Origin of the sequence: Rudaea cellulosilytica DSM 22992, from assembly GCF_000378125.1 — a bacterium.
In the GTDB taxonomy this organism is placed as follows: Bacteria; Pseudomonadota; Gammaproteobacteria; order Xanthomonadales; family Rhodanobacteraceae; genus Rudaea; species Rudaea cellulosilytica.
Genome location: NZ_KB899243.1, coordinates 69801 through 90169 on the forward strand (window position 1 = coordinate 69801; position 20369 = coordinate 90169).

Sequence of the window (20369 nt, forward strand, 5' to 3'; positions counted from 1 at the left end):
TTTTTGGACAATCGACTGCATGAACCAGCGTACATGAAGATCAACCGCCGCGACTTCCTCGGCGTGGGCGTTGCTGCGGCTGTCGCTTCGAGTTTGTCCGCATCGACCTCCGCGAAAACGTCCGCGAAACCCAGACGCAATGTTTTACTGATCGTCGCCGACGACCATGGCTACGATCTGGGCTGCATCGGCGGCACCGTGCGTACACCCGCGCTCGACGCGCTCGCGCGTGAGGGCGTGCTGTTCACCGATGCGTATGCGTCGGTGTCGTCGTGCAGTTCGAGCCGCGCCACGTTGTACACGGGTCTGTACTCGCACACCAACGGCATGTACGGCCTCGCCCACGACGTGCACAATTTCTCGCTGCTCGACGACGTGAAGACGCTGCCATGGATGCTCAAGCAGGCCGGCTATGCGACTGCGCTGGTCGGCAAGCTGCACGTCAAGCCCGAAGCGCTGCTCGCCTACGATGCCTGGCTCGAACCGGAGCGCCCGCTCGTGCGCGACGTCGCCGCAATGGGCCATGCCGCCGGCAAGTGGATGCGTGCCCAGAACAAGCCGTTCATCCTCACCGTCGCCTACAGCGATCCGCACCGCGCGGGCGACGCGTCGAACTTCGGCAACACGCGCGACTGGCCCGAGGTGAAGCGCGAGCGCTACCAACCCTCCGACGTCGTCATTCCCTCGCACCTGCCCGACCTGCCTGGTGTGCGCGCCGACCTGGCCGAGTATTACGAAGCGGTCAGCCGCATGGACTCGGGCATCGCCATCCTGCTGCGCGAATTGAAGGAGTCGGGCTACGAGGACGATACGCTCGTTATCTACTTGTCCGACAACGGTCGGCCGTTCCCCGGCGCGAAGGACAATCTCTACTACGAAGGCATTCACCTGCCGCTGATCGTGCGCGCGCCAGGCGCGTCGAAACGCGGCCTGCGCAACCGTGTCCGATTCAACAAAGCCATGGTGAGCTGGATCGACATCACGCCGACGATCCTCGATTGGACCGGCGTGGCCCCGCCGAAGGACTATCGCTACCTGCCACTTCCCGGCCGCTCGATCCTGCCGATACTCGGCGAGACCGATGCGAAAGGCTGGGACGAAGTATTCGCCACCCACAGTTTCCACGAGATCGACCAGTACTACCCGACGCGCAGCCTGCGCACGCGCAAGTACAGCTATTTCCTCAATCTCAAGCCCGAACTCGAAGTTCCGATCGCGAGCGATGTTGCGTTGTCGCCGTCGTGGAAAGCGATCACGACGACGCCAGGCGCGAAACTCGGCAAGCGCACCCTCGAAACGTTCCACCACCGCCCTGCCGAGGAGTTGTACGATCTGAGCGCCGATCCGGACGAGGTGGTCAACCTCGCCGGCGACGAGAAATACGCCGCAGTGCTCGCTGACCTGCGCCAGCAACTCGACAGCTGGCGCACAAAAACGCACGATCCGTGGCAGAAGGGTGTCACCGATCCGTTCGGGCGCGCACACTAAAAAAACATAGATTGGGGAGACTGAATGAGCAATCGATTCCGCATGATCCTCGCCCTCGCGCTGATCTACGTGATCTTCGCGATCCTGCTCAACAGCGTCGGCACGGTGATCCTGCAGTCGATTTCGACCTTCGGCGTCACCAAACCGCAGGCGAGCAACCTGGAATTGTTCAAGGACCTGCCGGTCGCGCTCACCTCGCTGCTCGTCGCCTCGTTTCTGCCGCTGCTCGGCTACAAGCGCGCGATGATGATTGCGCTCGCGCTCGTCGGCACGGCCTGCATCGTCATGCGCCTGTATCCGACCTTCCACACGACCGAACTGCTGTTCATGTGCGTCGGCATCGGCTTCGCGCTCGCCAAGGTGTCGGTGTACTCGTCGATCGGCCTGCTCACGCACGACCCGGCCGAGCACTCGCGCCTGACCAACACGATCGAGGCGCAGTTCATGATCGGCGTGCTCGTCTGCGGCTGGCTGTTCAGCGCCTTCATCGACGACGCGAATCCGGCCAATCCGGTCTGGTTCAACGTCTACTGGGTGCTCGCGGCGATCTGCGCGCTGATCATCGTGCTGCTCGCCACCTCGACGCTGGATGAATCAGCCGCGCACAGCGAGCGCACCAACAGTTTCAAGGGATCGCTCGCGGAGATGTTCCGGCTGTTCCTGCGCCCGCTGGTCTACGTGTTCCTGATCTCGGCCTTCCTCTACGTGCTGATCGAACAGAGCTTCAGCACCTGGCTGCCGACGTTCAACAACGAGATCCTCAAGCTGCCGCACGCGATGAGCATCCAGGTCGCGACGATCCTCGCCGGCGCGACCGCGCTCGGCCGCCTCGCCGCGGGCCAGGTGCTGCGCCGCGTCCCGTGGTACGTGCTGCTCAACATCTGCGTGGTCGGCATGGGCGTGCTCGTCGTGCTGGTTTTGCCGCTCGCGCGGGATGTGGTCGAACGTCCCGATGTCGGCTGGTTCAACGCGCCGATCGCCGCCTATCTGATCCCGCTGATCGGCCTGCTCATGGCGCCAATCTATCCGGTCATCAACTCGGTCGCGCTGTCGTCGCTGCCGAAGCCCGCGCACGCAGCGATGACCGGCCTCATCGTCATCTTCTCCGCGCTCGGCGGCACGATCGGCTCGCGCATCACCGCGATCGTGTTCTCCGCGTTCGACGGCATCCACGCCTTCTATTTCTCGCTCGTGCCGATGGGCCTGATCCTGATCACGCTGTTCTTCTTCAAGCGCGAGACGAATCGCGCGGGCATCGGCGGCCCGATTGCGGTCAAGCTCGCGGCGAAATGACGGCAAGGCCGTCACCCCGGCAGGGAGTGCCGGGGTCCAGATTCCAAGGACGGCCTGGATTCCGGCAATCCATGCCGGAATGACACCTTCTTAGTCTGGAATTCATTTGTATGAAATATCGCAATCTCATCTTTACCTCTCTTTTCGTACTCGCCGCTCCCGCCTTCGCCGCCACCGACCCCAGCTTCGTGCTGACCGGCGCCTCGAAAGACTTCGACACCTACTTCCCGAGCTATCTCGCCAACGGCTGGTTCTCGACGATGACCAGCGTGCGCGGCACCGAGCCGAACATGGCCTACATGGTCGCGTTCATGGACTACAAGAAGGACGACATCTCGCGTCCCGCGACGATTCCCGCCTGGAGCGAGATCGACTACAACCCCGGCGGCGGTTGGCTCAACTCGACGCGCGTCGCCCCGCATATCTTCACCGACTACGCGCAGACGCTGGACATGCACGACGCCACGCTGACGACGAGCTACCGCTTCGTCTATGCGAACAAGGCCACCGACGTGAAGGTGACGAGTTTCGTCAGCCAGGCTGCGCAGCACCTCGCCGCAACCCAGCTTTCGATCACGCCGCAGTTCGACGGCGAAGTGCAGATCACGTTTCCGATCCGGCTATGGACCGAATACGCGCCGCGTTTGCCGATCGGCAAGTTGACCGGCGATCAGATGATCGCCTCGGTCATTGCCAGCGGGCAGACGCTCGACAACAAGCCTATCCCCTACTCCGATCGCACGGCAGTCTGGTACCACGGCGTAACACACGTGTCGGGTGCCGACGGTGATGCGAAGAACCTGACCCTCTGGCTCGACGGCCGCGCCGAACAAGGTCTCGCCATGGCCGAGGCGGCGGCAATCGCGCTGCCGAAGGATCTTGCCATCGTCGACACGAAGCTCGAAAAGAGCGATGTCAAATTGTCGCTGAACCTCACGGCCAAAGTGCAGAAGGGCAAGACGTATACCTTCACGAAGTACATCGCGATGTCGCGTGAGAACCGTGCGCTCGGTCTTACCGAGCGCGGTAATTCAAGCGAAAGTGGCGACGCCAAGGTCACGCTCGACCTCGTGATGAAAGCGCGCTCAACGGGTTTCGACAAGCTGCTCGCTGCGCACCAGAGCGCATGGCACGAGCTGTGGAAATCCGACATCCTCGTCGACGGCGACGCCAACGTGCAGAAGGCGATCCACTCCGACCTCTACTACCTGCTGTCAAACACCACGGTCGGCACCGCGTGGCCGATGGGCGCCTGCGCACTGACGCCGAACTACGCAGGCCATGCGTTCTGGGATTCGGATTCGTGGGTGTTCCCGGCGCTGCTGTTGCTGCATCCCGAGCGCGCCAAACCGATCGTCGACTTCCGCCATCGCACGATGCAGCCAGCGCGCGAGCGCGCGAAACAGTTCGACGTGAAGGGCACGATGTATCCGTGGGAGTCCGATCCGGAAACCGGCGTCGACAATACGCCGCACTTCGCCTACGACGTCTATCGCGAAATCCACGTCAACGCCGACATCGCGATCGCGCAGTGGCAGTACTGGCTCGCCAGCGGCGACAAGAAGTGGCTCAAGGACAGCGGCTGGCCGGTGATCCGCGAGATCGCCGAATTCTGGAAGAGCCGTGTCAGCTACGACAAAGAACACGACCGCTACGAGATCCACCACGTCACCTCGCCCGACGAGGCCTACAACGACGTGCCGAACGACTCGTTCACCAACGGCGCCGCGCGCAAGGCACTCGACATCGCGATCAAGGCCGCCGCGCTCGTCGGCGAGAAGGCCGATCCGGCCTGGGCGGAAATATCCAAGAAGATGTACATCCCATTTGATGAGAAAAACCAGCGCCACCTCGACTTCGACGAGACGGTGCCGCACGACAAGATCACCTGGATGGGTTCGTCGCTGTCGTGGCTGTCGTATCCGAATCTCGACCTGCCGATGTCACCGGAGGTGCGCAAGAACAATTACGACTTCCAGCTGCACGAGCTGAAGGTGCACGGCGACGATCCGAACGAGATGATGATGGTGATGCTCGCCGTGCACGCCGCGCAGCTCGGCGATGCGAAATCCGCGGGCGACTGGGTCGAGCGCAACCTCGTCGGCTTCCTCAAGGCGCCGTTCAACGTGCGCACCGAAACGGTGGCGAACAACGCGGGCTACATCCTCGCAACCTCTGCAGGCTTCATCCAGAGCTTCGTCTACGGTTTCACCGGCCTGCGTATCGATGACCAAGGACTGCACGAAGCCTATCCGCCGACGCTGCCCGCACAATGGAAGTCGCTGACGCTCAGAAACGTGGCGTTCCGCGGCAAACACTACGACATCGCGGTCGAACGTGGCGCAGACGGCAAGGCGAAGTTGACCCGCCGCGCGCATTGACGACACGGCTCCCCGAGACGGACGCGAACCGGTCACTGCGCATCATGACCCCACCCTCGCCGGCGCTGCTCGACACCATGCGTCGCATCGACGCGACGCTGCGGGCCGGCGACTTCCGCACTGCGCACGACCAGCTCGCGGCGCTCGTCGAAGCGCAGCCGGACTTCGTCGAAGCGTTGCGCCTGTATGCCGGCACCAAGCAGGCGCTAGGCGACATCGGCGGTGCCGAGGAAATCCTGCGCAAGGCGCTGGCCATCGATCCGAACTGGACGCCGACACTGGCCGCACTCGGCGAACTCCTTCTGGCGAGTGGCGGTGGCGCCGAGGCGGAATCGCTGTTGCGACGCGCGGCGCAACGTCTGCCGCGCGCTACGCTCGTGCTGGCGCGCCACTTCAACGATTCGCAGCGCGCGGGCGAGGCATTCGTGTTGGCCGCAGCGGCATGCGCGAACGGACATGCCGACGCCGACCTCGTCGCCCAATTCGTCACTGCTGCGGCCACGCTCGGTCGCCTCGACGAGGTCGTCGCGAACTTCCGCCGCATCGCCGAGGCGAGACCCGAAGATCCCGTCGCGACCCAGGCATTGGCGATCGCGCTCGATGCCGCGAACCAGCCCGCGCAAGCCGAGCGCATTGCCGCACACGCGCTCGCGCTGGGCCATCGCAATGCTGCGCTGTACCAGACACAGGCGCGCAGCCTGATCGCGCTCGGCGAGTTCGATCGCGCCGAGACGGCGCTGCGCGATTGCCTGCGCCTCGATCCTCAGCGTAGCGAGGCGCACGATCATCTCGCCCGCCTCGTCTGGATGCGCACGGGCGACGCGGCGCAGGCGACCGCGACGCTCGACGCCGCCCTGCGCACTTTCGCAGCCGATCCGGCATTGCGTGCCACGAAGGCGGCGATCCTCCAGGGCGTCGGCGACGCGCGCAACGCTTACGCCTGCCTCGCCGAGCAGGCCGGGCATCCACAAGCGCCGCCGTCGCTGCTCGTGCGCGCCGGCCTGGCCGCGCTCGACTTCAAGCCGGCACTGGCATTACCTCTGGCCGAACGCGCGCTGCATGCGATGCCGGCCAACACCGCCGCGCGCAGTCTGCTTGCCGCGGCGCTGCTCGGCGTCGGCGATGCCCGCAGCGCGCTGCCGCACTGCGATGCGCTACGCGCGGCGGCGCCCGACGACCAATACTTCATCGCTCTGCAAACCATCGCGTGGCGCCTGCTCGGAGATCCGCGCTATCACGAGTACTGCAGTTATGCGCAATGGGTGTTGCCGCAGCGCCTCGAGGCGCTGGCGCCATGGCCCGACCTCGCGAGTTTCTTCACCGATCTTCGCCGCAGTCTCGACCGCCTGCACAACCCGCACGGCCATCCGCTGCTGTTCCAGTCGCTGCGTCATGGCACCGAGACAACCGAAGATCTGTCGCGCAGCGACGATCCCGCGATCCGCGCGCTGTTCGCCGCGTTCGATACGCCGATCCGCCGCTATCTCGAACATATCCACAACGGCCCCGAGCCGCTGCGTCGGCGCAACATCGGCCGCTGGCGCTTCAACGGCAGCTGGTCGGTGCGCCTGCGCTCCTCGGGCTTCCACACGAACCATGTGCACCCGCGCGGCTGGATCTCGTCAGCGTGCTATATCGAACTGCCCGACGTCGGCAACGATGCTGAGGAGAACGCCGGCTGCCTGACCTTCGGCCAGCCGAGCCTGATCACGACGCCCGCGCTGCCGGCGGAGCACATCGTGCGTCCCGAGGTCGGCATGCTTGTACTGTTCCCATCGTATTTCTGGCATGGCACCGTGCCGTTCGCGAGCGAGCGCTCGCGATTGACCGTCGCCTTCGATGTGGTGCCAAGGCAGTGATGTCCACTCCGCAGCCACTGAAATTATCTGGCGAGGCAGCTGGCTCAGCGCTCGCCTTCAAGCGCATTGAACGCGATCGCGATGCGCGGCTCGTCGGCGTCGTGCGGTTCGACGTAGTGCTCCATCCAGCACGGGAACAGCACGAGCAGGCCGTCCTCGGGCGCGAGATGGATGTCGCTGTAGCCGTTCGGTACTGCGCCCTTCACGTAGCCGTGCACGACGCCGGCGCGGGGATCGCGGAAGACGAACTTGCCCGAACCGGGCGGCACCTTGAGATAGAAGCTGCCCGAGAGCAGCGACCCTTCGTGCAGGTGCAGAAAATTGAAGCCGCCGCGATCGTGCATGTTGACCCATGACTGCAGGCGAAAAGAGATGTCGCCCTGCCCCATCTCGCGCAGCGCCGCGGCGCAGCCGGCGCGCACCGCCTGTTGCAGCGGGGCGAACGCCGGGCGTTCGAGCAGGTTCATGTCCTCGCTGTTCCAACCGTGACGATTGGTGCGGCCGGCCGGCTTCGGGCTCGCGGCACGCAACGCCAGGACTTCATCGACCCACGCCGCCAGTTGCGCGGCGGCGAACGGCAGGCGTGCCTGCCAGATGCGCGTCACGAACAGATCGTAAGGCCGCAGCGCAGGAGTCGCCTGTGCTTCGCCGGCACCTACGAAACCGGATTGGGAAAAGCCGCCCGGCATCTGCATCGTGAATTTGAAATTGCTCACCATCCCTCGCTCCGTCGCAGCGCGAATACGCGTCATATTGTGCGAGCGATGCACGGCACCGCAAGCGTTTTTGGCAACCGTCCAATTCTGGAATGCCCGTGAAGCCATCGCATCTCATCCCGTTCATTCTCGCCTGCGCGAGCGGCGCCGCGCCGGCGTCCGACGCCAGCTTCACGCTGACCGCGACGGCGAAGGACTTCGACAATTACTTCCCCGGCTATCTCGCCAACGGCTATGTCTCGACCTTGACCGGTCCGCGCGGCACCGAGGGCAATCTCTCCTACATGGTCGGCCTGATGGACTATGCCAAGGATGACTTTTCGCGTCCGGCGGCGATTCCTGGATGGACCGAAATCGACTACTCGACCGGCCAATCCGACGCCGGTCGCTTCTGGATGAACCAGGTCGATCTCAAGCCGGCGATCTTCGAGGACTACCGTCAGACCCTCGATCTGCATGAAGCGACACTGACGACTGGCTATCGCTACGTCGACCACAAGAAATCGACGGTCGTAAAAATCGTCACGTTTGTCAGCCAGGCATTAGCCCATCTCGCCGCAACCCAACTCACGCTCATACCGGATTTCGACGGCGAGGTGGAGTTGTCGTTTGCACTCAATCTCTGGGCACCGTACCAGCCGCGCCTGCCACTCGCCAGACTGAGCGGCGACGAGATGCAGGAGGCGGTTGCCGCACAGCAGATGAAACTCGTCGCGATTCCGCCGGCGACGCCGGACCGCGCGCCGGTGTGGTATCACGGCGACGTGCATGTGCAGGCTGCCGACGGCGACGCGAAAACGGCGACGTTGTGGCTCGACGGCGTGGCCGAGCAGGGACTCGCGATGGCCCAGGCGGCAGCGGTCGCGCTGCCGCAAGGCGTGACGCCGACTAACGCCAAGCTGTACAAAAGCGCATATCGGCTTGCGCTGAACTTATCGGTAAAACTGGAAAAAGGCAAAACCTATACTTTTACCAAATACGTCGCGAGCTCGCGCGAAGGTTGGGGTGGCGACGCCAAAGCCGATCTCGCACTCGCCACGCAGGCGCGCAAGGGCGGCTTCGAGAAACTGCACGCCGCGCACCTCGATGCATGGGCGAAGCTGTGGAAGTCCGACATCCTCATCGACGGCGACGAACGCGCGCAGCGCGCCGTGCATTCGGATCTCTACTACCTGCTGTCGTCGTCGACAGCGGACACGGCCTGGGCTATCGGTGCCTGCGCACTGACGCCGGGCTACGCGGAGCATGTCTTCTGGGATTCGGACTTCTGGGTGTTTCCCGCCCTGCTTCTGCTCCACCCCGACCGCGCCAAATCGCTGGTGATGTTTCGCGCGCGCACGCTCGCGGCTGCACAGGCGCGCGCGAAGGCCGCCGGCTACGCCGGTGCGAAATATCCGTGGGAAGCAGACCCCGAGAACGGCACCGAGCAGACGCCGCACTTCGCCTACGTGCTCGGCGAACGCGAAATCCACGTCAACGCGGACATCGCGATCGCGCAATGGCAATACTGGCTCGCCACGCACGACCGCGCATGGCTCAAACAACACGGCTGGCCGGTGATTCGCAACCTCGCCGATTTCTGGGTGAGCCGGGCCACCTGGAACGCGGAAAAGCAGCGCTACGACATCCTGCACGTGACCTCGGTCGACGAGGACTATAACGACGTGCCCAACGACACCTACACCAACGCCGCGGCGGCAAAAGCGTTGCGCATCGCCGCGCAGGCAGCCGCAGTGGTCGGCGAAAAAGCTGACCCGCGCTGGACCGACGTCGCGACGAAACTGCATATCCCGTTCGACGCCGCCGCGCAGCACCATCTGCATTTCGACGAAAGCGTGCCGCACGATCTCGACACCTGGGGCGGAAGCTCGCTGCCGATGCTCGCCCTGCCCGCGCTCGATCTCGCGATGAGCCCGCAGGTACGCCGCAACGACTACGCCGCAGCGATCGGTCCGATCCTCGCCTCGAGCCGCGATCCGAACAGCATGGGTCTGGCGCCGCTGTCCATCGCCGCAGCGACCGTCGGCGACGATGCGCACGCCGTCGCCTGGCTGCAGAAGAACTTCAGCGGCGGCGTGGTCAAGCCGCCGTTCGACGTACGCACGGAAACGGCGACGAACAATACCGGCTATTTCATCACCGCCGCGGCCGGATTCCTGCAGAACCTGATCTTCGGCATGGCCGGGCTGCGTATCGAGGAAGCGGGATTGAACGCGGCCTACGCCCCGTTTCTGCCGCCGAACTGGCGGTCGATGACACTGAAGAATGTCGCATTTCGCAGCCAACGCTACGATATCCGCGTCGACCGCGGCAGCGACGGCGAGGTGCGATTGAAGCGCACGGCTGCCGCAGAGCACTGACACCGCTGGCAGCGGCTCTTCGTCACAGCGCTTCGATAAGCACCAGCTCCGAGGATTCCGCGATCGGCAATTCCACAGTTGCGCCGCTTTGTGTCCACTCGTGCCCGCTGCGCGTGATGTCGGCAGAACTGCGGTCGCGGAAGCTAAGCCGGTAACGGCGCTGCGCATCGAGTCCGTGCAGCGGAAATGTGTGGCTCTTCGCACCGGTCTCCGCGCCGCGGAAGGCGTACAGCACGCCCCGGCCACGTTTCGCATCGAAATATTCGATACCGTCCCAGCCCTTGCCGTCGGCACGCGCGCCGACATGGTAGAGATCGGCTTCACGGATCAGCGGCCGCAGCGTCGTCTTGTAAAAATCGAGCTCCGCGCGCGCGATGCCATGCTGCTGCTTGCTCCACGTCGTCGTGTCGAGCATCAGCGTGAACCAGCCCATCATTCCGCTACGCAACATGTAGCGGAAATTTTCGATGCGTTTGGCCGGCCATTCCTTGACGTAGGTTTCGAGCATCGCCGGCGGCAGCACGTGACTCGCGTCGTAGAACGCCTGCCGGTTCGACACCGGATCGTAGGAGTCGACGATCGAGAAATAGTCTGCGTGCGCCGCGCTGCCGAAATCGACCATGCGCCCGCCGTCGTTGCACACTTCGAGCAGCAGGTCGGGATGGTCGCGGCGCAGTCCATCGTGGATATCGTAGTAGGCGCGCGCGGCGTGATAGCTCACGTCAGTCGAATTCGGCCCGTCCATCCAGATAAAGCCGTCGTCGCTGTATTTCTTCACGCGTTTCGGATCGCAGGTCGCGTGCTCATGGTCGGCGCGATCACAGCCCTGCGCGACGACATAGCCGTCGTGTTCGAGCATGTCGAGCTTGTACTCGCGCACGAGGCGATTGACCTCCTTCGCCACCCATGCCTTCGCCGCCGGCACACCAATATCGATCGTCAGGCCCTTGAATTCCTCGGGCTTCCAGCCCGGCGGGGGATCGGTCGTGAGCCAGTCGCGTATGGCCGGATCGGCGACGTCGAGCGCGCCTTTCTCCTTGCTGATTCCCGCCTGCACCCAATCCACCCAGAGGCCGAACTTCAGGCCGCGTGCGTGCGTGTGATCGGCGAGCGGCGCAAGTCCGTGCGGGAATTTCTTCGCATCGGGATGCCAATCGCCGACCGCACGGAACCAGCCGGCATCGAGGTGGAACATCTCGAGGCCGAGCGTGGCCGCGTCGTCGATCATGCGTCGCGCCTGTGCGTCGCTGATCGCCATCGCGCTGCCCCAGCTGTTGTTCGTCGTCCACGGATAAGTCTGATCGCGCAATACGCGCGGATCGTTGATTGCTTCGCGAATCCAGCGCTTGAGCGCATTGCCCGCCTCGTCGATGCTGCCGTGCGTCGTGCCGAGGAACACGGTCGGCGCAACGAACTCGCCGCCGGCCGCCAGACGGGTGCGGAACGGACCCGCTTCGGGATTCAATCCGACACTGCCTTCGAGCATGTCGCCTCGACGCTTCAGGGTCATTGCGATGCGCCCGCTGAACTCGACGCCGAGGTACCAGCCGTCGCCAGTCTCGCTCTTGGAGCGCACAAGGAAATACGGAATGATCTCGCGCGGCTCGCCCTTGCGCGGATGCGCGAACGCACTCGATTCGCCGAACCAGTGGTAGCCGTCACCCACGTCGACGAGATGCGTGCCGACCGGCGGCGCCTCGCCTGCGCCCTTGTCGATCCAGAGCTGCTGCAGCGCCTGCGCAGCGGTCTTCCAGCGAAACGTGAAACTGTCCTGCAGCGGAATCCAGACTTCGCGCCCACCGCGGTTCTCGATGCGGATCGTATGTTCGAGCGGGCCATGCTCGCCGCGCGCCTGCCATTCCCAGCTCAGCGTGAGCCGGAAGGCGGGATCGCGATAGACCAAGGCCAGCGATTTCCCGTCGACGCGGCTCGCCTCGCGGTCGAGTTGCCAATGCAGGCGCGACGCCTTGCCGTCGATCGTCGCAAAGCCGATCAGCGGGTTTCCCGCATCGCCTTCGAACGCCGGGCCCGCCGCCGGTTGCAGCCGGCGAATGCGCGGCATCGTCACACTCGCCTCGACGACGAGTTGCGCATCGCGGTTACCGAAATGGATCGCATTGAAATCCACCTCCTGCCCGGCGAACGCGTGCGATGCGAGGAACAGGGCGCCGCACAGGCACGCAAATGTCATCCTCCGCACTGCTCCAACGATTTGCGAAAACCTGGCCATCCCCTCATCTCTCAACGGCAGAACGTTCCGCCGATTTGTACCACCCTCTGGGGAAGACATGAACCGCCATGCGATAATCCACGGCGAACTTTCCGGAATCCGCTCAATGTCCTCGCGCAACATCCTCGTCACCCACGCCCTGCCCTATGCGAACGGCCCCCTGCACATCGGCCATTTGCTCGGCTATCTGCAATGCGACATCTGGGTGCGCGCGCGGCGCATGGCGGGCGACAAGGTCGTCTTCGTCAGCGCCGACGACGCACACGGCACGCCGATCATGCTCGCCGCAGAAAAGGCGGGTCTCGCACCGGAAGAATTCATCAAAGGCATCCAGGCCTCGCACGAGCGTGACTTCGCCGATTTCGGCGTGGTCTACGACAACTACTACACCACGCACTCGGAAGAAAATCGTGAACTCGCGAGCCTGATCTACACGCGCCTGCGCGATGCCGGGCATATCGAGAAGCGCTCGATCCGTCAGCTCTACGATCCGGTCAAGCAGATGTTCCTGCCCGACCGTTACATCAAGGGCACCTGCCCGAACTGCGGCACGCCAGACCAGTACGGCGACAATTGCGAGAACTGCGGTGCGACGTATGCCCCGACCGACCTGATCGATCCGCACTCGGTCGTCTCCGGCGCGACGCCGGAGCTGCGCGACTCGGAACACTACTTCTTCAAGGTCGGCGACTTCACCACGTTGCTGCGCGGCTGGCTCGCAGGCAAGCTGACCAACAGCAAACCGGTCGTGCACTCGTCGGTCGCGGCCAAGCTCAAGGAATGGCTCAACGCCGAAGGCGGTGTGCGCGACTGGGACATTTCGCGCGACGCGCCCTACTTCGGCTTCCCGATTCCCGACGCACCGGGCAAATTCTTCTACGTCTGGCTCGACGCGCCGGTCGGCTACCTCGCCAGCTTCAAGAACTGGTGCACAAAGACCGGCACCGACTTCGACGCCTACCTCGCGCCGAACAGCACGGCCGAGATGCACCACTTCATCGGCAAGGACATCGTCAACTTCCACGGCCTGTTCTGGCCGGCGATGCTGCACGGCGCGGAGCTGCGCACGCCGACCGCGCTGCACGTCAACGGCTATCTCACCGTCAACGGCGCGAAGATGTCGAAGTCGCGCGGTACCTTCGTCATGGCTCGCACCTATCTCGACGCGGGCCTCGATGCGGACTATCTGCGCTACTACTTCGCGACGATCCTCGGTCCGGCGCCGGTCGATGTCGATCTCGACCTCAAGGCGTTCGAGGAGCGCGTCAATTCGCACCTCGTCGGCAAGTGGGTCAACATCGCGAGCCGCACCGCGGCCTTCGTACACAAACACTTCGGCGGCAAGCTCGCGGCGACGCTGCCCGCGAGCGAAGCCGCGGCCTACGCCAGCGCCGCGCATGAGCTCTCGCGTTGTGCCGACCAGTTCAATGCAGGTGAGTTTGCCGCTGCTACTCGCGACATCATGGGCGTTGCTGATGCAGCCAACGCCTACGTCGCCGCGAACGCTCCATGGAACCTGGCCAAGGACGAATCGAAGCTCGCGCAACTGCACACGGTGTGCACGCTCGCGCTGAACTATTTCCGCCTGCTCAGCGTGTACCTCGCACCGATCGTGCCGGCCACCGCAGCGCGTGCGCTCGCGCTGTTCAACGAGACGCCGGCCAGCTTCGATGCGGCGACGCAGCCGTTGCTCGGTACCGCGATCAACGAATTCTCCGCGCTTGCCGCGCGCATCGATACGAAGAAGGTCGAAGCGATGATCGAGGCGTCGAAGGAATCGCTGCAATCCGGCGCGGCCGCAACCGCACCCGAGAAGAAGAAATCCGTGAAGGCCGCGGCGCCGGCTGCACCGGCGAGCGACAAGCCGACGACGTCGACCGATGGTTTCATCTCGATCGACGACTTCGCCAAACTCGATTTGCGCATCGGCAAGGTACTCGCCTGCGCGTTCGTCGACGGCTCGGACAAGCTGTTGCGCTTCGAGCTCGACGCGGGTGAACTCGGCAAGCGCCAGATTTTCTCGGGCATCCGTGCCGCATACCAGGAACCCGAAAAGCTCGTCGGCCGTAACGTCGTCTTTATCGCCAACCTCGCGCCGCGCAAGATGCGCTTCGGCGTCTCTGAAGGCATGATCCTTTCCGCGGGTACAGGCGATGCCGACCTGTTCCTGCTCGATGCGGACCAGGGCGCACAGCCCGGAGCGCAGGTGAAATGAGCGCAGCAACGATCGAGTTCGACCACGGCATCAGCGCGATCGATACCGGCTTCTTTCGTCCGCAGTTCGACGCCAGCCATCTGATCGTCCACAACAGCCGCGCCGCTTTCGTCGACGTCGGCACCAATTATTCAATCCCACGTCTGCTCGAAGCGCTCGCTGCGAAAGGCGTCGGCGTCGACGCAGTCGACTGGGTGATCCTCACTCACGTGCATCTCGATCACGCCGGCGGCGCCGGCCTGCTGATGCAGCAATTGCCGAACGCCAGACTCGTCGTGCATCCGCGCGGCGCGCGCCATATGATCGACCCGTCGGCGCTGATCGCAGGCGCGACCGCCGTGTATGGCGCCGCGGAAATCGAACGCAGCTACGGTACGTTGGCTCCAGTACCGGCCGAACGCGTCGTCCAGGCGTCCGACGGCCATGTCGTCGACCTCGCCGGGCGCGAACTGCTCTGCCTCGATACGCCGGGCCATGCGCGTCATCACATCTGCATCTGGGATGCGATGAGCCGTGCATTCTTCACCGGCGATACCTTCGGTCTGTCCTACCGCGAGTTCGACACCGACAAGGGCGCCTTCATCGTACCGACCTCGACGCCGGTGCAGTTCGAGCCCGATGCACTGCATGCCTCGATCGATCGCATGCTCGGTTTCGAACCGCAGCAGATGTTCTTGACGCACTACAGCCGCGTGACCGGCGTCGAGCGTCTCGCTGCCGACCTGCACGAATCGATCGATGCGATGGTCGCGATCGCGCGCGCACATGCACACGACAGCGCGCGCCACGCGCGCATCGCGCACGATCTCGGCGAACTGTTCGTCACACGCTCGCAAGCGCACGGCTGCGCGCTCGACGTTGAGCACGTACGCGAACTGCTAGCGATGGATATCGAGCTGAATACGCAGGGTCTCGAGGTGTGGCTGGAAAAGCAGAGCAAGCAGTGACTTCCCCTGTTCACCGATGACACTTGATCTGGTTGTTCGCATCGACGCCCTGCTGCCGCAGACGCAGTGCACGCGCTGCGGCTATCCGGCCTGCCTCGCCTATGCCGAGGCGATTGCGTCGGGCGAAGCCGACATCAACCAGTGTCCGCCCGGCGGCGCACAGGGCATCCGCGAACTCGCCGCGATGCTCGGGCGCGAAGCGAAGCCGCTCAATCCGGCGAACGGCGTCGAGAAACCGGCCGAGATCGCGGTCATCGATGAAGACGCCTGCATCGGTTGCACCAAGTGCATCCAGGTCTGCCCGGTCGACGCAATCATCGGCGCGAACAAGCTCATGCATACGGTGCTGAGCGAAGAATGCAACGGCTGCGAACTGTGCATTCCGGCCTGCCCGGTTGATTGCATCACGATGCTCGTCGACGACACGCAACTCGATGCGTCGCACAACGCGCGTGCCGAGCACTATCATCGCCGCTACGAGGCGCGCAATGCGCGGCTCGCACGCGAGCGCGCCGAGCACGAACAGGCAATCGCCGCGCGCAAGGCCGAGGTGCACGCGGGCACACGCAGCGCCGTGCTCGAGGCGATCGCGCGCGCCAAGGCCAAGAAAGGAATGCCGAATCCATGAATGCGGAAAAACGCGCCGAAATCTTCCGCCGCCTGCGCGAAGTCAACCCGAAGCCGCGCAGCGAGCTCGAATACGCCACGCCGTTCCAGTTGCTGATCTCGGTGATTCTGTCGGCGCAGGCGACCGACGTCGGCGTGAACAAGGCGACGCGCAAGCTCTATCCGGTCGCGGGCACCGCAGAGACGATCCTTGCGCTCGGCGAGGAAAAGCTGCGCGGCTACATTTCCACGATCGGCCTGTTCAATGCCAAGGCGAAGAACGTCATCGCGACCTGCAGGATCCTGGTCGAGGAATACGGCGGCGACGTGCCGCGCACGCGCGAAGCGCTTGAGGCGTTGCCCGGCGTCGGCCGCAAGACCGCGAACGTCGTGCTCAATACCGCGTTCGGCATGCCGACGATCGCGGTTGACACGCACATCTTCCGCGTCGCCAATCGCACCGGACTCGCTCCGGGCAAGACGGTGCGCGCGGTCGAAGACAAGCTCGAGAAAGTCGTGCCCGACGAATTCAAGCTCGACGCGCACCACTGGCTGATCCTGCACGGCCGCTACGTGTGCAAGGCGCGCAAACCCGATTGTCCGCAATGCGTGATCCGCGACCTGTGCGAGTACAAGCACAAGACGAAGGCGGAAAACATCAAGTGAGCGGACGCAGCCAGAAGCGCAACTGATGCGGCGTCGGCGCGCTCGCGCCGATCTCCTGCCACTCGATCGTGCAGAACATGTCGGCCTGGCGCGTGTAACCGCGCTTGTTCCAGAACACATCGTTCGGACGAAAACCTTCCGGCTTGCGCGGATCACCGGCGTCGCGCTCGACCGCGCAGAATGCGGTCAGCGCGAAACGCCCCAGGCGCCGTGCATAGCCTTCGCGTTCTTCGAAGAAGCGATGGCCGAGCCCGTGGCCTCGATACTCGCGCAGCAGCACCGATTCGCCGAAGTAGAACACGTCGCCGAGCGCGATACCGCGGTCGAGGAACGGTTTCTGGAACGCTGCGGTCTCGTCGGTCAGCGGAATGCCGGTCGACGCGCCGATCACGCGCTCGCCATCGAACGCGAGCACGAACAGGCTCTCGGGTGATTTTGCGTAGGTCGCGAGGTACTGCTTCTCGTAGTCGCGATCGCCCGCATACAGATAAGGCCAGTCGCGGAACACGGCGATGCGCAATGCAGCCACGGCGTCGAGATACGGTTCGATCTGCGCGCCGCTGAACGTCTTAACTTCGATCATGCGGGCGACGATAGCTTAAGCCGCCGCAGCCGCAAAGCCGGCACCAGCGCTGTGCCATCGGCAACACAGCAGGATACGTTGTAGGATTGGGCCCGGCAATCCATCGACACGTACGAGCCAGGCCATGAACCGCAAGTCCCCTGAACTTTCCATCCGCCAGATCGCCCACTACATCGACGGCCGCGAAGTTGCCGGCGCCAGTGGACGCCACAGCGACGTCTTTGATCCGGCGCTCGGCAACGTCGCCGCACAGGTCGCACTCGCGAGTGTGGAGGAAGTCGACGCCGCAGTGGCGGCCGCGCGTCGCGCGTTTCCGGCATGGAGCGAAACGCCGCCGCTCAAGCGCGCGCGCATCCTGTTCGCGTTCAAGGCGCTGCTCGACGCACACGCCGACGAATTCGCCGAACTAATCACGCGTGAACATGGCAAAGTATTCTCTGACGCCAAAGGTGAAGTGACGCGAGGTATCGAAGTCGTCGAGTTCGCCTGCGCAGCGCCGCATCTGCTCAAGGGCCAGTACAGCGATCAGATCGGCGGCGGCATCGACAATTTTTCACTGCGTCAACCGCTCGGCGTCGTCGCCGGCATCACGCCGTTCAACTTCCCGTTCATGGTGCCTCTGTGGATGATTCCGGTGGCGCTGGCCTGCGGCAATACCTTCGTGCTCAAGCCGTCCGAGCGCGACCCTTCGCCCTCGCTGCTGATGGCGAAGCTGCTCAAGCAAGCCGGCCTGCCCGACGGCGTGTTCAACGTCGTTCACGGCGACAAGACTGCAGTCGACGCACTGATCGAACATCCCGAGGTCGTCGCGCTGTCCTTTGTCGGCTCGACACCGATCGCCGAATACATCTACTCGCATGGTACCGCGCGCGGCAAGCGCGTACAGGCGCTCGGCGGCGCGAAGAATCATCTGATCGTGATGCCCGATGCCGATCTCGACCAGGCTGTCGATGCGTTGATCGGCGCGGCCTACGGCTCGGCCGGCGAGCGCTGCATGGCGATCTCGGTCGCTGTTGCGGTCGGCGACGTCGCCGACAGGCTCGTCGACAAGCTCGTGCCACGGATCGAGTCGCTCAAGATCGGCAGCGGCCTCGACGCCAGCATCGAAATGGGTCCGCTGGTTACCGCGGCGCATCGCGAGAAGGTCGTCGGCTATATCGACGCCGGCGTGGCCGAAGGCGCCAAGCTCGTCGTCGACGGCCGCGGCCATGTCGTCGCCGGACACGAGAACGGATTCTTCCTCGGCGGCACCCTGTTCGACCACGTCACGCCGGAGATGAAGATCCACCGCGAGGAAATCTTCGGCCCAGTGCTCGGCATCGTGCGCGTGCCCGATTTCGCCAGCGCGGTCGAGCTGATCAACGCGCACGAATTCGGCAACGGTGTCTCGTGCTATACCTCAGATGGCGGCGTCGCGCGCGCGTTCGCGCGGCAGATCAAGTGCGGCATGGTCGGCATCAACGTGCCGATTCCGGTGCCGATGGCCTGGCATTCGTTCGGCGGCTGGAAGCGCTCGCTGTTCGGCGACGCACACATCTACGGCGAGGAAGGCGTGCGCTTCTACACGCGCTACAAGAGCGTGATGCAGCGTTGGCCCGACTCGATCGCCAAGGGCGCGCAATTCACCATGCCCGTCGCCCATTGAGAGTCTCAGCGCGCGCCTCGCTTTGATCGGCACGTCGCGCGCAGTTCACAATGCCGGTGGCGCACTGAATGCGCGAGCCACCCACTCTGCCGCACCCTGCCCCGCGATCTTGCCGCTCGCAAAGCAAGCCGTGAGCAGATAACCGCCGGTCGGCGCTTCCCAGTCGATCATTTCGCCGGCGCAAAACACGCCGGGCAGCGACTTCAGCATGAGCTGTTCGTCGAGCGCGGCGAAACGCACGCCGCCTGCGGTGCTGATCGCCTCGTCGAGTGGACGCGGGCGGACCAAGGTCAGCGGCAATGCCTTGATTGCCCGGGCTAGGTTTTCCGGATTTTGCATCGCGTCCTTCGCGAGCAATTCGTATAACAGCCCGGTCTTCACGCCATCGATGCCCGCATGCCGGCGCAGATGCTCGCTCAGCGTGCGCTTGCCGCGCGGCTGGGCGAGATCGCGCGCGAGGCGCTCGACATCACGTGCCGGCGCGAGATCGAGATGGATCGTCGCACTGCCCTTCGCGGCAATTACATCGCGCAACTCGGCGCTGAGCGCGTAGATCAGACTGCCTTCTACACCATGCGCAGTGACGACGAATTCGCCCTGACGGCGAACATCGTTGCCACTGCCGTCGCGCCAGGCAACGACGACCGGCTTGATCGGCTGACCGGCGTATTTGTTCGCGAAGAACTCGCTCCAGCCTTCGACGCCGTCGCGCGCGACTTCGAAACCGCAATTGGCCGGCTGCAACGGCGCCAGGTCAACCGCGCGCGATTCGAGCATCCGTGTCCACGATCCGTCCGATCCGAGCACCGGCCAGCTGCCGCCGCCGAGCGCGAGGACAACCGCGTCGGCGCGCACCACGCGCTCGTCATCCTCATGCGCGAAGCGCAACGCGTCGTCGTCGTTCCAGCCGAGCCAGCGGTGATGCACATGAAAATTGACGCCACTCGCGCGCAGCCGTCGCACCCAGCCGCGCAGCAACGGGGCGGCCTTGAGATCACTCGGAAACACTCGACCCGACGTGCCGACGAAGGTTTCCACACCGAGCCCGCGCGCCCATTCGCGTAGCGCATCGGCATCGAATTTTTCCAGCCATGCGCGCATTTCGCGCTCGCGCCCGCGATAGCGCGATACGAACCGCTCGAACGGATCGGAATGAGTGAGGTTGAGCCCGCCCTTGCCCGCGATCAGGAATTTGCGCCCGACCGAGCCCATGCGCTCGTAGACATCGACAGTTGCACCCGCAGCGCGCGCCGTTTCAGCAGCCATCAGGCCAGCAGGGCCGCCGCCGATGACCGCGACCCGGCGTGCGCCCTCAGACCGGGCCACGGTCATTCACCTTGTCGGAAATTTTTCGCACGGTTTGTTCTTCTTCGCTGCCGA

The 20369-nt window shown here is 64.3% G+C and carries 14 protein-coding genes; 10 read left to right on the forward strand and 4 right to left on the reverse strand.

Translation table 11 applies throughout. The annotated features are described in order from the left end of the window. Positions 1-33: 33 nt before the first annotated feature. The 4 genes from F455_RS0114745 to F455_RS23030 all read left to right on the forward strand — a co-directional run bounded on the left by F455_RS0114745 (position 34) and on the right by F455_RS23030 (position 7021). A complete protein-coding gene (locus F455_RS0114745; protein WP_018974083.1) occupies positions 34-1488 on the forward strand; it encodes a sulfatase family protein in 1455 nt (484 codons plus the stop codon). A 42-nt stretch (positions 1489-1530) separates the two neighbouring features. Then, positions 1531-2781, forward strand: coding sequence for an MFS transporter (locus F455_RS0114750; RefSeq protein WP_018974084.1), 1251 nt, complete (start codon positions 1531-1533; stop codon positions 2779-2781). A 110-nt stretch (positions 2782-2891) separates the two neighbouring features. Beyond that, on the forward strand, positions 2892-5162 hold the full coding sequence (locus F455_RS0114755) for a glycosyl hydrolase family 95 catalytic domain-containing protein (protein ID WP_018974085.1): 2271 nt from the start codon (positions 2892-2894) through the stop codon (positions 5160-5162). A 44-nt stretch (positions 5163-5206) separates the two neighbouring features. Beyond that, positions 5207-7021: a tetratricopeptide repeat protein gene (locus tag F455_RS23030; protein WP_018974086.1), complete on the forward strand. Its 1815-nt coding sequence runs from the start codon at positions 5207-5209 to the stop codon at positions 7019-7021. A gap of 44 nt (positions 7022-7065) precedes the next feature. Here F455_RS23030 and F455_RS0114765 read toward each other — a convergent pair whose 3' ends face one another. Beyond that, the gene (locus F455_RS0114765) at positions 7066-7740 is read right to left on the reverse strand and encodes a TIGR02466 family protein (RefSeq protein WP_018974087.1); all 675 of its coding nucleotides are present in this window, start codon (positions 7738-7740) and stop codon (positions 7066-7068) included. An 89-nt stretch (positions 7741-7829) separates the two neighbouring features. On the opposite strand from F455_RS0114765, the gene F455_RS0114770 reads away from it, so the two are divergent. Next, a complete protein-coding gene (locus tag F455_RS0114770; protein ID WP_018974088.1) occupies positions 7830-10097 on the forward strand; it encodes a glycoside hydrolase family 65 protein in 2268 nt (755 codons plus the stop codon). A gap of 22 nt (positions 10098-10119) precedes the next feature. Here the strand turns inward: F455_RS0114770 and F455_RS0114775 are convergent, their stop codons facing one another. Beyond that, positions 10120-12288 (reverse strand): glycoside hydrolase family 36 protein, encoded by a 2169-nt coding sequence (locus tag F455_RS0114775; protein WP_018974089.1) that lies wholly within the window; start codon positions 12286-12288, stop codon positions 10120-10122. 145 nt (positions 12289-12433) lie between these two features. Here F455_RS0114775 and metG point away from each other — a divergent pair, with 145 nt between their 5' ends. The 4 genes from metG to nth are packed head-to-tail and all read left to right on the forward strand — an operon-like array spanning position 12434 to position 16761. Next, positions 12434-14542 carry a methionine--tRNA ligase gene (metG, locus tag F455_RS0114780; protein WP_033410302.1) on the forward strand — a complete coding sequence of 703 codons (2109 nt, stop codon included), beginning with the start codon at positions 12434-12436 and terminating at the stop codon, positions 14540-14542. Continuing rightward, the gene (locus tag F455_RS0114785; protein ID WP_018974091.1) at positions 14539-15489 is read left to right on the forward strand and encodes an MBL fold metallo-hydrolase; all 951 of its coding nucleotides are present in this window, start codon (positions 14539-14541) and stop codon (positions 15487-15489) included. The genes metG and F455_RS0114785 overlap by 4 nt, the downstream gene beginning before the upstream one ends. Positions 15490-15505: 16 nt before the next feature. After that, positions 15506-16117: an RnfABCDGE type electron transport complex subunit B gene (locus tag F455_RS0114790; RefSeq protein WP_018974092.1), complete on the forward strand. Its 612-nt coding sequence runs from the start codon at positions 15506-15508 to the stop codon at positions 16115-16117. Then, on the forward strand, positions 16114-16761 hold the full coding sequence (nth, locus tag F455_RS0114795) for an endonuclease III (protein WP_018974093.1): 648 nt from the start codon (positions 16114-16116) through the stop codon (positions 16759-16761). The genes F455_RS0114790 and nth overlap by 4 nt, the downstream gene beginning before the upstream one ends. Here the strand turns inward: nth and F455_RS0114800 are convergent. Beyond that, on the reverse strand, positions 16754-17344 hold the full coding sequence (locus F455_RS0114800) for a GNAT family N-acetyltransferase (protein ID WP_018974094.1): 591 nt from the start codon (positions 17342-17344) through the stop codon (positions 16754-16756). The genes nth and F455_RS0114800 overlap by 8 nt on opposite strands. A gap of 124 nt (positions 17345-17468) precedes the next feature. On the opposite strand from F455_RS0114800, the gene F455_RS0114805 reads away from it, so the two are divergent. Continuing rightward, the gene (locus F455_RS0114805) at positions 17469-18989 is read left to right on the forward strand and encodes a CoA-acylating methylmalonate-semialdehyde dehydrogenase (protein WP_018974095.1); all 1521 of its coding nucleotides are present in this window, start codon (positions 17469-17471) and stop codon (positions 18987-18989) included. 45 nt (positions 18990-19034) lie between these two features. On the opposite strand, the gene F455_RS0114810 is transcribed toward F455_RS0114805, so the two are convergent. After that, positions 19035-20321: a TIGR03862 family flavoprotein gene (locus F455_RS0114810; protein ID WP_018974096.1), complete on the reverse strand. Its 1287-nt coding sequence runs from the start codon at positions 20319-20321 to the stop codon at positions 19035-19037. Positions 20322-20369: the final 48 nt, after the last annotated feature.